This is a genomic window from Glycomyces tritici (assembly GCF_030403505.1).
Genome location: NZ_JAUEMJ010000002.1, coordinates 13184 through 26206 on the forward strand (window position 1 = coordinate 13184; position 13023 = coordinate 26206).

11 protein-coding genes are annotated in these 13023 nt (G+C 67.9%); 2 read left to right on the forward strand and 9 right to left on the reverse strand.

Annotation, left to right across the window (positions count from 1 at the left end; genetic code table 11):
- Nucleotides 1–3: 3 nt before the first annotated feature.
- The gene (locus QWI33_RS05345; protein WP_270112612.1) at nt 4–2361 is read right to left on the reverse strand and encodes a right-handed parallel beta-helix repeat-containing protein; all 2358 of its coding nucleotides are present in this window, start codon (nt 2359–2361) and stop codon (nt 4–6) included.
- A gap of 333 nt (nt 2362–2694) precedes the next feature.
- Between QWI33_RS05345 and QWI33_RS05350 the strand changes: the two genes are divergently transcribed.
- Nucleotides 2695–3447, forward strand: coding sequence for a FadR/GntR family transcriptional regulator (locus tag QWI33_RS05350; protein WP_270112611.1), 753 nt, complete (start codon nt 2695–2697; stop codon nt 3445–3447).
- A 65-nt stretch (nt 3448–3512) separates the two neighbouring features.
- Here QWI33_RS05350 and QWI33_RS05355 read toward each other — a convergent pair whose 3' ends face one another.
- The 5 genes from QWI33_RS05355 to QWI33_RS05375 all read right to left on the reverse strand — a co-directional run bounded on the left by QWI33_RS05355 (nt 3513) and on the right by QWI33_RS05375 (nt 8781).
- Nucleotides 3513–4289: a DUF6807 domain-containing protein gene (locus QWI33_RS05355; RefSeq protein ID WP_289955680.1), complete on the reverse strand. Its 777-nt coding sequence runs from the start codon at nt 4287–4289 to the stop codon at nt 3513–3515.
- A gap of 148 nt (nt 4290–4437) precedes the next feature.
- Nucleotides 4438–5550, reverse strand: coding sequence for a Gfo/Idh/MocA family protein (locus QWI33_RS05360; protein WP_270112609.1), 1113 nt, complete (start codon nt 5548–5550; stop codon nt 4438–4440).
- A 76-nt stretch (nt 5551–5626) separates the two neighbouring features.
- The gene (locus tag QWI33_RS05365; RefSeq protein ID WP_270112608.1) at nt 5627–6931 is read right to left on the reverse strand and encodes an ABC transporter substrate-binding protein; all 1305 of its coding nucleotides are present in this window, start codon (nt 6929–6931) and stop codon (nt 5627–5629) included.
- A gap of 43 nt (nt 6932–6974) precedes the next feature.
- Nucleotides 6975–7868, reverse strand: a complete 894-nt coding sequence (locus QWI33_RS05370; protein ID WP_270112607.1) for a carbohydrate ABC transporter permease — start codon at nt 7866–7868, stop codon at nt 6975–6977.
- Nucleotides 7861–8781 carry a carbohydrate ABC transporter permease gene (locus QWI33_RS05375; RefSeq protein WP_270112606.1) on the reverse strand — a complete coding sequence of 307 codons (921 nt, stop codon included), beginning with the start codon at nt 8779–8781 and terminating at the stop codon, nt 7861–7863. The genes QWI33_RS05370 and QWI33_RS05375 overlap by 8 nt, the downstream gene beginning before the upstream one ends.
- A 179-nt stretch (nt 8782–8960) precedes the next feature.
- Between QWI33_RS05375 and QWI33_RS05380 the strand changes: the two genes are divergently transcribed.
- Nucleotides 8961–9992: a LacI family DNA-binding transcriptional regulator gene (locus QWI33_RS05380; RefSeq protein ID WP_270112605.1), complete on the forward strand. Its 1032-nt coding sequence runs from the start codon at nt 8961–8963 to the stop codon at nt 9990–9992.
- A gap of 117 nt (nt 9993–10109) precedes the next feature.
- On the opposite strand, the gene QWI33_RS05385 is transcribed toward QWI33_RS05380, so the two are convergent.
- From QWI33_RS05385 to QWI33_RS05395, 3 genes are read right to left on the reverse strand one after another with little or no spacing between them, the layout of a single operon-like run.
- Nucleotides 10110–10871, reverse strand: a complete 762-nt coding sequence (locus QWI33_RS05385) for an ABC transporter ATP-binding protein (protein WP_270112604.1) — start codon at nt 10869–10871, stop codon at nt 10110–10112.
- A complete protein-coding gene (locus QWI33_RS05390; RefSeq protein WP_270112603.1) occupies nt 10868–11932 on the reverse strand; it encodes a FecCD family ABC transporter permease in 1065 nt (354 codons plus the stop codon). The genes QWI33_RS05385 and QWI33_RS05390 overlap by 4 nt, the downstream gene beginning before the upstream one ends.
- The gene (locus tag QWI33_RS05395) at nt 11910–12995 is read right to left on the reverse strand and encodes an ABC transporter substrate-binding protein (RefSeq protein ID WP_270112602.1); all 1086 of its coding nucleotides are present in this window, start codon (nt 12993–12995) and stop codon (nt 11910–11912) included. Before QWI33_RS05395 ends, QWI33_RS05390 begins: the two co-directional genes overlap by 23 nt.
- Between the last annotated feature and the right edge of the window lie 28 nt (nt 12996–13023).

Consider the following 13023-nt stretch of genomic DNA (forward strand, 5'->3'; position numbering starts at 1 on the left):
GCCCTAGCCCTTGGCTTCGCCGGTGACGTTGAACTCCTGTACGCCGATCTTCCCGCCAGTGTTGGTGTTCTGTACGAACAGCCGGATGCTGGTGGTGGCCACGTGCGTGGGCGGCTTGTAGACGACCGGAGCGGTCGTGTTGATGGCCTGGTAGGGCATGATGTCGATCCAGGCGTTCTGACTGGCACTCCAACGCTGGACCTTCCAATGCGTGATCATCCACGTGCAGCAGTTGTCCTGCTGGATCGTGAAAGTGAACGCGTTGTAGTCGCCCCCGAGGTCGAACTGCACCCATGCCTCGCTCTGCTCGGCGCTCGCCTCGCCGGTGTGCAGCGTCTCGTCGAACAGCTTTTTCAGCGAGGAATCCCAGGTGCTGCGGTTGCTGTCGGACAGGGTGGCGGCGTTGGCGAGGTTGGTCGCGGGCACCTTCGACCGCAAGTGCTCGTAGGAGGACTGCAGGCTCGCACTGTCCATGATCGAGCGGGCCTCTGCCGGCCATGCTCCATCGCTGATGACATGCGGTCCGCCGTCGCGGTCGAAGATGGCGCCGCTGGTCGTGCTGTTGGACGCGTCGGTGTGGTTATGCGAGGCGTACACCGACAGGGGCTGGCGGTAGCGATTCGACCAGTCGAACCGTCCGTCCTGTGACACGTTGTAGTCCCAGCGGGTCTGGTAGCTCTGGTTGTCGCTGTAGAAGTTCGACGACGACGTGTGGTCGTGCACGTAGTTGTGGCTGAAGGAGGAACCCGGCCACGCGCCGAAGGTGTAGACGGCGCCACCGTCGTACATGCCCCAGGTGTGCTTCGCGGTGGCGTTGTAGAGCTCGTTGTGGCTGAACGTGGTCTTCCCGACTCCGTCGACCAGATTGAACTCGTCTGACTTGCGCTGGTGGAATCCCATGTAGGCAGTGTCGTAGACGAGATTGTGCGATATCTCCGCGTTGTACGTGTTCATCAGGCTGATACCGGTCGCCTGGAAGAAGTCGTCACCCGTGTCCGTGACGATGTTGTTCCTGATGACGATGTTCTTGGTTCGCGCCGCGCTGCCCGCGCGCACGTCCATCCAGCGGCCGGCGATGATGCCGGCCGCGGTGAGGTTGTGGAAGACGTTGCCGGTGATCGTGGTGTTCTCGGCGCCGTCGAGCAGTTGGATGCCGCCACTGCCCATCTTGCGGACGGTGTTGTTCGTGAACATGACGCCGTTGGTGTTGGTCAGCCTGATCTGGCCGGGCACCTCGCCGCCGTACCCGTCGTAGTTCGGATCGTTGAACGGGTCGTCGGCGTACAGCGCCTCGGCCTGGGTGCCGCCGATGTGACGGTCGCGCGGCAGCAGCCAGTTGCCGTGCTCGAAGGTGACGCCGTCGAACGTGATGTCGCGCGCCTTCGCGGTCGTGCTGCGGCCCTTGATGTTCACCAGCGACTCGACCACTGGGACGTGCGCACCGACGGCGTTCACGTCCTCCCCGGGCAGGGGGTAGTAGTAGATCTTGTCGGTCGCGCGGTTGTGGTACCACTCGCCGGGCGCGTCCAACTCCTCGAACGCGTTCAGGAAGTAGTAGGTGTGGTCGAAGTTGAGCGAGTCCCCCGCGTCACGGTTCAACCGGACCTGAAAGTGCGGCTGGGCGAGCTGGACGCGCTTGTAGGCACCGCTGGTGCTGATGTCGACCAGCGGGAAGTAGTCGGCCTTGAATCCGATCGCGATGTGGAAGAGTCGCACGTCGGTGACGTTGGTATAGTCCGGCACGCTCCCCGCGGGGAATTCGATGCCGTCGTAGGAGCGGTCGGGGCGGTCCGGGTTCGCCGGGGGGTTGGGTATCGCGGGATCGTTCCAGAATGCGGTGCCGGCGATGCCCTCGCTCATCGCCAGCTGGGCGCGCTTGCCGCCGACGTAGAGCTGCCGGAAGTAGTCGGCGTAGCCGGCGGACTCGGGTACGTCGGCGACGTAGTAGGGGGCGCTGCCGGCCCGCGTCCAGCCGGTGACGGCCTTGCCGCCGTCCATGATGGGGGCCTCGCCAGGATAGGCCCGGTAGACGACTCTGAACCCGTTCGAACCGGAGTCCGCGTCGGTCAGGTCGAACGGCGCGGTGCGGACGTGCCGCCCGCCGCGCAGGTAGACGACGACGTCACCGGTCATGTTGTCGTTCAGGTTGTTCTGTCGGATGTGGTTCCGTGCCTTCTCCAGGGTGGCCCATGGAGCGGCGGCGGTGCCGGAGTTGCTGTCGCTCCCCGTCGGCGACACGTAGAACGAGTGCTGGACGGCCGCCCGTGCTCCGTCGACCGGCACGAAGCCGGCCAGGGCGACCGCCAGCGCCACGAGGATCGCCAGGATTCCGGTTCTTCGGGTGCTGATCGTGGGTCTCATCTTTCCCTCTCGGCTTGCGGGAAATCGACGCCTCGAGACGTGTCCGCCGGGTCTCGAGCCGACTCGCTCCTGAATCTCGATGAAGCTGGTTCATTGAGACAAGTCTCCGAGGAATTTCGTCGATGAAGCATGGTCAATATGGTTCATCGCCGAGTCTAGCAGCGCAATAATACATGTCAATAGTTCAATAGGACGCATCGCCTGGCGATTCGCACCGAGCCGACCTGATCCGGGCGGCGTAGATGAAGCAGCGTCATTCCGCGACCGGTGTTCAGAGGGTTGGACGCAGCACATGAAGCATGCTTATATGTAACGACCACTGAGAGGCAGTTGATGACTGAAACCGTCGGGCCCACAGCCGAGTCGGCACGCGTGTACCGGCCGGGGTACTCAAGGGCCGCCGAGCAGATCATGCGATACATCGACGAGCAAGGGTTCGGGCCGGGTAACCGCCTGCCCACCGAGGCGCGGTTCGCGGAGCTGCTCGGCATCAGCCGGACCATCGCTCGGGACGCACTCAAAACGCTGGCGGCCACGGGCCGGATCACCGTCCAGCGCGGCCGCGGGATCTTCGTCGCCGATCCTTCCGACCTCGGCGAGCAGGTCACGACCGCGTTCATTCCGATGAGCGTCGACCACGTGATGATGCTGTTCGAGTTCCGCGGCGTTCAGGAGCGGGCAGCTGCGGAGCTCGCCGCGGAGCGCGCGACGCCGGCGGAGTTGGTGGCCATCGACAACGCGCTCGCCGACTACACCACCGCAGCCGAGAACGGTGATATCGCGGCGGCGGCGAACGCCGACGAAGCCTTCCATCGCGCTGTGGCGGCCGCCTCGCACAATCACCTCCTCGCCGAGTCCATCGCGTCCGCGCAATCACTGCAGCATCGTGTCGTCGTCGCCGCGTTCGACGGCTTCAGCGGCGGACCGCTGATGGTCGCTCGCGACGAGCACGCCGCCATCCTCGATGCGATCCGCAGGGGTGACGCCGAGGCGGCCGGCCGGGCGGCGGATGCGCATCTGGAACGAACCCGGCTCGGATATCAGGCGGAGATCGGACGTCGTGTATTCCGGAGCCCTTCGCACTGATCCGCCCCGGCTCGGCCGAGAGTGAGGTCGCCCGCCGCGTCGACGTCCGTGGAGTCGATGCGACCTCAAGCGCTCGAAGGCAATGCGGCGTCCGTCAATTCGCTTCGCACCGAATTGGCGAGTTCGGGCGCCGCGTCGGCGTCTGCGTCGGCGATCCCGACGCCGTAGCGGAAGCGGATCGTCTGGCCATCGGCGACGGTCAGCTCCTCAGAGAAGAACGGCGCGGGGTTCAGACAGGCGAACTCCTCTGAACGGGCGAACCACTGCGGCGGATGGCACGGGTTTCCGGCGTCGTCGACCATGACCACCAATGAGGCGGCGTCGTCGTGGTCATGGCGTCCGGCGAAGCCCATCCATTCGTGGCGTCCTCCGCGCATCTCGTTGCCGGATCCCGAGCCGTTCGTCGTCACCAGGCGGCCGTCGGTGAACGATCGGGGCCCCCGCCAGAACAAGCCGCCGTAGCCGGCGTTCTCGCGGCCCTTGGTGGTGGGCGACCCGATCGCGATGTCGTGTCCGGAAACGTTGTGAAGCGTCGTCTCGAACGTCAGCATCCACGCTTCGGGGGACAGGACTCGCGCGGTGATGGCGCGGTGCTCGGTGAAGCACTTCGTTCCGGACTCGGTGATCCAGTCCAGGTCGTGGGCGATGGCCGCGACGCGGTCGCTGGTCTCCAGCCGGGTGAACTCACGGTGGTGCTGGGTGCCGTTGTTGTCGAGCTGCACATAGGACTTGCCGTGGACGTAAGTCGGGCCGCCCCAGAAGTTCTCCTCCCCCACGTGCGGGAGCGACAGGGCGATGCCCTTGTGCCACACATGGTCCCAGGGCCGGAAGAGGCTGACCACGCGACGGCGCGCGTGCGGATCGGGTGCAGGTAGGGCTTGGGCGACTCCAACTGGGGAGAATCGGGCCCGTAGACGTACTCGAAGAGGTCCACTCGGCCGTCGCCGACGGTGAGGGACGTACCCAGGTGGTGGCGAATGTCGATTCCGGTCATGCTGATCGCTCCTTGATCGGGTTCCACGGGACGGCGCCGCCGTCCATACTGCGGGTGAACGGGTCTTCGGGTCCGAGCTCCCCGGCGGCCACCGGGCGGCCGCGGAACGCCGAGGCGTAGGTCGCGGCGGCGAGCTCCAGGGTCCGGCGGGCCTCGGCGAGGGACACACCCGGTGGCTCGCCCGCGGCGAGCGCGTCGAGGATCGCCTCGATCTGCAGGGCGTGGCCGCCCTTGCGGTCGGGTCCGGCCTCGGCCGTCCACAGTTGGGCAAGGTGCTCCTGCCCGGGTGCGGGGGTGAAGCGCCAGTCGGCTGCGGTGTAGCCGTAGAGGTGCTCGACCTCGGCCGTGGCGTGCTCGAAGTCGAACCGGAGCCGGGAGGTCTCGCGCGGCGAGATCACCGAGTTCACCACGGTGGCGAGGCAGCCGCTGTCGAAGCGGACGAGTGCCGTCGAGACGTCCTCGGTGTCGGTCGGGCGTGCGAGGCGGTCGGCCATGGCGGTGACCTCGGCCCAAGGTCCGAGGATCGACAGGAGCAGGTCGAACTGGTGGATGCCGTGGCCCATGGTCGGGCCGCCGCCCTCGTTCTCCCAGCGCCCGCGCCATGGGGCTTCGAAGTACGAGTCGTCGCGGTACCAGAGCGTCTCGCAGGTCGCCACGAGAGGGCGGCCGAGCTTGCCTGATTCGGCCAGCGCGCGCAGGCGCACGGCCGCGGCTCCGAACCGGTGCTGGAACACCGTCAGCACCGGCACGCCGGTTGTGGCCTGGACGGCCGCGAGCTCGTCCATCTCGGCCAGGCTCAGCGCTGTCGGTTTTTCGACCAGTGCCGGCACGCCTGCGCGCATCGCCGTGATCGCCAGCGGCGCATGGCTTCGCGGCGGCGTGCAGATGTGGACGAGGTCGAGCGCCTCGTTCGCGAACAGGGACTCGGCATCGGTGTACACGGCGGGGATCGCGAACCGCTCGGCGAATGCGGCCGCTCGGGACGAATCGATGTCGGCCACCGCGGCCAGTTCGACGCGGTCGGGCAAGTCTGCCAGGGCGGCCGCGTGGGCGCCGGCAATGCCGCCGGTGCCGATGACGGCGGCCCGGAGGACCGGGTTTCGGGTCATGGAGGTGCCGTTCTTTCTGTTTCTGGTGGTGGTGTGTTCCGGTGGCCGCCGGGGTCGGCGGCCACCGGAGCCGGGGTCACTTGGCGGCGTCGATCTCGCCCTGCAGCTCCTCGACGAAGGACTCCGCCGCCGCGAGCGGTTCGGCCTCGCCGAAGTACACCTGCTGGGCGTTCCGTCGCAGGATCGGCTCGAGCTCGCTGCCGCCCTTGGGGGTGACGACGGCCGGGGGGCCGGGGGTCACCGAGTTCATGTACTCGACCGCGAGCCGGTCGCTCTCGGCGAGGTCGGCGGTGATGTGCTCGAGGGCGGCGGTATTGGAGGGGATGCCGCGCTCGGTGCCGATGATGTCGGCGGCCGCGGTGCTGTTGACAAGGAAGTCGACGAACAGCGCGGCTTCGGCGGGGTGTTCACTCTGCGATGAGACCGACCAGTACATGGACGGTTTGAAGTAGTTCGCGTCGACCTCGCCGCTGCCAGGCATCTTGACCAGCTGCATGTTCGCCCCGCTGGCCTCGCGCATGGCGGTGATCTGGGTGTTGAAGAGGAAGCCCATGGCGATCTTGCCGGTCGACATGCCGTCGCCGCCGATGCCGGCGTTCATGCCCTCGACCATCTGGGCGGCGCTCTCGCACGCGCCGGAGGCGATCATGTCGAGCCAGTATTCCCATTGGGCGGCAAGGGTCTGCGGGTCGAGCACGACCTTCGAGTCCTCGCCGAACAGTTCGCCGCCGTGTAGGCGCGACCAGTAGCGGATGCTTCCGTTGTCCGAACCGGACAGTCCCGAGCCGTTGATCGCGCCGCCGCTAGCCTCGGTCAGCGAGGCCGCGAGCGCGGCGTAGTCGTCCCAGGTCCAGGTATTGCCGTCGGGCAGACTGACGCCGTACTGGTCGAACAGGTCCTGGTTGACCACGCAGGACAGGACGGCGACACCGATGGGCATCGCGTACTGCACGCCGTCGAGCCGGCCCGTCTCCAGGACCGACGGCTCGATGCCGTCAGTCGAGAGGAACTCGCCGGCGGTGCCGAGGTCGAGCAGCGCTCCGCGGGAGCCGTAGGAGGCGAGGTATTGCTCGTCCATCTGCAGGACGTCAGGGGAGTCGTCTGCGGCAGTCGTGGTCGCGAGCGCGTCCCAGTACCCGCTCCAGTCCTTGAACTCGCCCTTGACGGTGATGTTCGCGTGCTCGGCTTCGAACGCGGCGATGGCCTGCTCGGTGAGTTCGGCGCGGGTGTCCGAGCCCCACCAGGTGAGGCGCAATTCGACGGGTTCGTCACTGAGTTCCATCTCCCCGCCGCCGCCCGTGCCGCAGGCGGTCAGCGAGGATCCGGCGGTGAGTGCGGCGGCCGAGGCCCCGGCGCCGCGGAGTATGAGTCGGCGTTGCATGGTGTCGCTCCTTTGCGAAGGGTTGTCGAAGGGTTCGGGTGGATCACTTGCCGCCGGTGGTGGCGATGCCCCGCAGGAGGAACCGCTGGCCGAACAGGAAGAGGAGGAAGACCGGCAGCAGCGAGACCACGCTCATGGCGAGGGTCGCGCCCCAGTTGGTGCCGGCCTGGGTGTCCACGAAGGCGCGCAATGCCAGCGGGACGGTGTACATGTCGGGGTCGGTCAGGTAGATCAGCTGGGAGAAGAAGTCGTTCCAGGTCCAGATGAAGGTGAAGATGGCGGTGGTCGCGAGCGCGGGGACCATGAGCGGCAGGATGATCTGGGCGAAGATCCGCGGGTGGCCGGCGCCGTCGATGCGGGCGGCCTCGTCGAGTTCGCGGGGGATGCCGCGGATGAACTGGACCATGAGGAACACGAAGAACGCGTCGGTGGCGAGGAACTTCGGCAGGATGAGCGGCAGGAAGGTGTTGACCCAGCCGAACTGCGAGAACAGCACGTACTGCGGGACGATGATGACGTGGACCGGCAGCATGATCGTGACCAGCATGATGCCGAACCACAGCCGCTTGCCGGAGAATTCGAGCCGGGCGAACGCGTAGGCGGCCATGGAGCAGGCGACGAGGTTCCCGATGATCGCGCCGGCCACCACGATCGTGGAGTTGATCAGGTAGTGGCTGAACGGATCGGCGAAGGCCCCCCAGCCTTCGGCGTAGTTGCCGGTCTCCAGATCGCGGAGGATCAGGCTCGGGTCGCGGAAGATGACGTCTTCGGGCCGCAGGGAACTGACGATCATCCACAGGATCGGGTAGAGCATCACCAGTGCGCAGAGGATGAGCACCGCGTGCTTGACGATGCAGCGGACGTTTCCGGGGGCGCGGCGGCGCGGCTTCCCGGGGGGAGCGCTGCGGACGAGGGCCGGGGCGAGGGTGTCAGTCATCGTAGAAGACCCAATACTTGGAGGCCCAGAAGTTGATCGCGGTGAAGGCGCCGATGATGAGCAGCAGCAGCCAGGCCAGCGCTGACGCGTAACCCATGTCGAACGCCCCGAATCCCCGCTGGTACAGGTACAGCGAGTAGAAGAGCGTCGAGTCGGCCGGGCCGCCGGTGCCGCTGGAGACGACGAACGCCTGGGTGAACGACTGGAACGCGTGGATGATCTGCAGGACCAGGTTGAAGAAGATGATCGGTGTCAGCAATGGCAGTGTGACGCTGCGGAACTGGCGCGACCTGGAGGCGCCGTCGACAGAGGCCGCTTCGTAGTACATGCGCGGGATCTGCCGCAGCCCGGCCAGGAAGATCACCATCGGTGAACCGAAGGTCCAGACGTTGAGGACGATGAGCGTGCCCAGTGCGGTGCCGGGCTCGGAGATCCAGCCGGGGCCGTCGATGCCGATGAGTGCTAGGCCTTGGTTGAACAGGCCGTCGGCACCGAAGACGGTGCGCCAAAGGACGGCGATGGCGACGCTGCCTCCGATGAGCGAGGGCAGGTAGAACGCCGAGCGGTAGAACGCCAAGCCCCGCAGACCGCGGTCCAGCAGCAGCGCCAGCCCAAGCGCCAGCGCCAGCTGGAGCGGGACCGAGACCAGCACGTACGTGAACGTGACCTTGAGCGACTGGTGCAGCCGCTCGTCGCCGAGCACCCGGGTGAAGTTGTCGAGACCGCTGAACCTTGCCGGCTGCAGCAGGTTGTAGTCGGTGAAGCTCAGGAAGAGCGAGGCGGCCATCGGCCCGAGCGTGATGACGAAGAGCCCCAGGAACCACGGCAGCAGGAAGAGGAACGCCGCCTTGTTCTCGGGCTTGCCTGTGACACCGCGCCCCCGCAGGGCGCGCAGTTCCGTTGTCGCGCTCATGGATCGTCCCGCCTGCGGCTCGCCGCGGCCCGGCCGGGGGCGGCTAGGGGATCTGGCATTGACGCTCCTTTGCATCGAACCTCAGAGTGACCGGTCACTATTTCGTGATGGGCTTCAACATAGTGACCGGTCACTATTGTGTCAAGATATTCATCTGAGTCAGTGGAAGGAATCTGTCGATGACCGAACGCCCTGAGGACCCCCGGCGACCGACGATCAGGGAAGTGGCCCGGCTGGCGGACGTCTCGCATCAGACCGTGTCCCGGTACCTGCGATCAAGGGAGGGCCTGAAACCGCAGACCCTCGCCCGCATTGACGCGGCCGTCAGCGAACTGGACTACCGGCCGAACCTGGTCGCGAGGTACCTGAACACGCGGCGCACCGGCCGTCTCGCGATCGTGATGCCCGAGCTGGTCGCGAGCAACCCCACGCGCATCCTCTCCGGGGCGACCGAGGCCGCGCACGAGGCCGGATACTCGCTGGAGTTGGTCAGCTTCGGAGGCGGCATCGACGCCCGGACCGAGCGGCTCTTGGAGCTCGCCGACTCCGGCCAGGTCGAGGGCATTCTGACACTGGCCCCCATCGCGCCGTCGGCGCAGGGTCGGCTCGGGAACGGCGCGGCCATCGTCGTCTCGGCCGACTTCGACGACGAGATGCGCAGCGTCGGCGAACTGATCGACGCCGCACCGGTGCGCGACATGATCGAACGTCTCTCGGGTCTGGGTCACCGGCGCTTCTACCATGTCGCCGGGGATCTGAAATACGCGTCGGCACGAGCCAGAAAGGACGCCTACCTGGAAGCCGTCGACCGCTTGGGAGTCGAGTCGGCCGGCGTATTCGAGGGCGACTGGACGGCCCGGTCCGGATTCGACGCCATGCGGGCGCTGCCGCACGGGGCCCTGCCCACGGCCGTCATCGCCGGCAACGACATGGTCGCCGTCGGAGTGATGCGCTGGGCGAGTGAACACGGGCTGGAGATCCCGCGGGACCTCAGCGTCACCGGCTGGGACGACACCGAGTTCGGACGGTTCCTCACGCCCGCACTCACTTCGGTCGAACTCGACCTCGAAGGCGTCGGACGCAATGGCATGGTCCGGCTTGTCAAGGCCGTCACCGGACGAGACCTGGCACCATCGCCCGGACCGGTCAGCCGTCTGCTCTGGAGGGAGTCGACCGCTCGGCGGGACCAGACTCCCCGGCGGCTCGGATGATCCGCTGCAGCGGCGTTGTCGACGGTGGGACCGTCTCGCCGTGCATTGCCGCTACCAGCGAACGCCTGCACCTCCAACCGACCCCAAGCACGCTTCGGTGCGGCCCTTGCGAATACGTCATTCCGGCAGCGCGCACGTCAAATGCGGGCGGCCGGTGAGCGGATGCGGCGCGATCGCCGAGTGCAGGCCAAAGGCCGCCCGCACGGTCCCGGGCGACAGCGCCTGCTCGGGCTCGCCCGAGGCCAGCACTCGTCCCTCATGGAGGACGGTGACCTGATCGGCGTGCGTCAGTGCGTGGTCGAGATCGTGCAGCACGATGATCCGCGTCGTTTCAAGGGAGCGGACGATGGCGAGCAGTTCGAGCTGCGCACCCGGGTCGAGGTGATTGGTCGGTTCGTCGAGGAGAAGCACCGGTGCGCCCTGCGCGAGGGCGCGCGCCAGGAGGACGCGCTGGCGCTCACCTCCGGAGAGCGAGTCGAAGCGCCGGTGCAGGAGGTGTGCGGCTCCGCACCGTTTCATGGCCGAGCCGATCGCGTCGACGTCGGCGGCCGTCTCCCGTTCGTACCAGCGGTGCTGTCGGGCTGTGGCGACCACGTCGGCGACGCGCAGGCCGCCGGCGGCCGGCTGCTGCTGCGGCACGACGCCGCGCAGGGCGGCGACGCGCCTCGGTGAGGCAGCGAGCACGTCCGTGTCACCGATATGGACCGTGCCGCGGTCGGGGCGCAGCCCGCCGTAGATCACGCGCAGCAGCGTCGACTTCCCCGAGCCGTTCGGGCCGACGATCGCCGTCATCGACCCGTCCGGCACGTCCAGGTCGACCTCGCGCAGCACCTCGGTGCGGCCGAAGGCGACGGTGACGTCGCGGATGACGACCCTCACATCGCCTCCTTGTCGCGGGCGCGCATGAGCCACAGGAAGAACGGCCCGCCGATGAGCGCGGTGAAGATCGTGACCGGGTACTCGTTCGGGCTGCCGACGGTGCGCGCGATGAGATCGACCCCGACCAGCATGACGGCACCGCCGAGCGCGGACGCGGGCAGGAGGATCCGGTGGTCGGCGCCCACCGCCAAGCGCATGATGTGCGGAACGATGAGCCCGATGAAGCCGATCCCCCCGGCGACGCTGACGGCGACCGCGGTCAGCACCGCTGAGGCGGCGAGCAGCCCGAGCCGCATGCGTTTGAGGTCCACGCCCACGGCGATCGCATCGTCGTCCCCGAGCGCGAGCGCATTGAGCGGGTGCCCCTGCGCGAGCAGCCACGCGCCGACCGCGATGAGTGTGACGACCGGAATCGGCAGGGCCTCCCAGCGGGCGCCGGCGAGGCTCCCCATGGTCCAGAACATGATGCCGCGCAGCTCCGCCGGTTCGGCCAGCAACTGGAGGAAACTGGTGGCGGCCATCGCGACGTATCCGAGCGCGACGCCGGCGAGCACGAGGCGCGCATCCGTGAACGAGCCCGCGCGCTGCGCGAAAGCGTAGACCACGGCCAGAACGACGGCGGCGGCGAGGAAGGCCGCGCCCGGAACGGACAGGCCCCCAAGGGATGCCGCGCCCAACGTCATCACAGCCACCGCGCCGAGCGACGCGCCCGAGGAGACGCCGAGGACGTACGGGTCGGCGAGCGGGTTGCGGACGAGCGCTTGGAGGGCCGCCCCGGCGAGCGACAGCGTCGCGCCGACGACGACGGCCATCGCCACCCGTGGCAGGCGCAGTGTCCAGACGATGGTGGATTCCAGCGTCGTCGCATCGCTGCCGAGGCCCGCCTTGGCGGCGAGCACGGCCCAGATCCGGTCGGGTGCAACCGGGACGGACCCGACGGCGACGCCGAGCACGGCCAGAACGAGCAGGGCCGCCCCGAGCGCGGTGAGCGCCGCGACGCGACGGCGTCGGTCGCCGCGCCGCAGGCGCGCCAGGCTCTCAGAGGCGGTCAGGGTGTGCACTCTGGGCGATCTTCTCGATGGCCAGGGCGTTCAGCGGTCCCAGATAGACCCCATCGGACACGGTCACGTAACTGCCGGTCCGACTCGCCGCCCAGTCCGGGTAGGCCTCGAACAGTGCCTGCGCTTCGGCGTCCAGATCCTCGCCCGGCGTGAACCCGCCGACGACCAGCAGGTCGACGTCGGCGGCGGCCAGCTGCTCCTGGCTCAGCGAGGCGGTGACGTCGGCGTCGTCGGCGAACGAGTTGAGGGTGCCGGCGCGGTGGAGCACGTCGTCGAAGATGCCGCCGGCCATAACAGCGGGCAGACCGTTGGCGTTCATCATGGACATGCCGGGGTAGACGATGAGCGCGGTGGGCCGTTCGGTGCCTTCGACCGCCGCTTCGACCGCGTCGATGCGGGCGGTCATGTCGGCCACGACCTCCTCGGCCTTGTCCTGGACGTCGAAGACCCTGCCGAGCACTCGCAGGAGGGCGTAGGAGTCTTCGACGCTCGCGTTCGCGAACGCCTCCTGCTGCTCGGCGGTGGCGTCGGTCGCCCCGAGCGCGCAGTTGGCGGGGGTGATGAGGGAGTTCGCGCCGATCGCGGCGAGCTCGTCGCGGGGGGCGAAGCCGTAGGCGGGGTCGAATCCGCCGGCGGCGGTGGAGATGACGAGGTCGGGTTCGAGCGCGAGCAGCTGCTCGGCGGGGACGTCGAAGTTCTCGTTGAGGGTGAGGCCGCCGTCGGGCAGCGCGGCGATCCGCTCGACCATCGCGGGGTCCTCGGAGATCCCGTACGACTGGGCGTTGGCGAGGATCGCGTCCTCCACGCCGAGCACGAGGAACGACTCGACCTCGCCGACCGAGGCGCCGTTCATGATCACCACGTTCTCCGGCGGCGCCTCGAAGGTCACTTCGCGGCCGCAGTTGTCGATCGTGAGCGGGTACTCGGTGGCGCCGCCTCCGACTCCGGTGCCGTCGTCGGCTGCGCTGGTCGAGGCGTCCGTTTCGGAGCAGGCGGCCACGGCGGCGAGCGCCGCCGCGGTGCAAAGGGCCGCGAGGAAGCAGCTTGTGGGGGCATGCGGCATGGAGGATCTTCCTATCGGTGTCATTATT

What these genes read in the sequence shown, in the direction of transcription:
- QWI33_RS05375 (WP_270112606.1), bottom strand. Translation starts at nt 8,781, where the DNA reads ATGAGCGCGACAACGGAACTGCGCGCCCTGCGGGGGCGCGGTGTCACA.
- QWI33_RS05345 (WP_270112612.1), bottom strand. Translation starts at nt 2,361, where the DNA reads ATGAGACCCACGATCAGCACCCGAAGAACCGGAATCCTGGCGATCCTC.
- QWI33_RS05370 (WP_270112607.1), bottom strand. Translation starts at nt 7,868, where the DNA reads ATGACTGACACCCTCGCCCCGGCCCTCGTCCGCAGCGCTCCCCCCGGG.
- QWI33_RS05360 (WP_270112609.1), bottom strand. Translation starts at nt 5,550, where the DNA reads ATGACCCGAAACCCGGTCCTCCGGGCCGCCGTCATCGGCACCGGCGGC.
- QWI33_RS05380 (WP_270112605.1), top strand. Translation starts at nt 8,961, where the DNA reads ATGACCGAACGCCCTGAGGACCCCCGGCGACCGACGATCAGGGAAGTG.
- QWI33_RS05350 (WP_270112611.1), top strand. Translation starts at nt 2,695, where the DNA reads ATGACTGAAACCGTCGGGCCCACAGCCGAGTCGGCACGCGTGTACCGG.
- QWI33_RS05395 (WP_270112602.1), bottom strand. Translation starts at nt 12,995, where the DNA reads ATGCCGCATGCCCCCACAAGCTGCTTCCTCGCGGCCCTTTGCACCGCG.
- QWI33_RS05365 (WP_270112608.1), bottom strand. Translation starts at nt 6,931, where the DNA reads ATGCAACGCCGACTCATACTCCGCGGCGCCGGGGCCTCGGCCGCCGCA.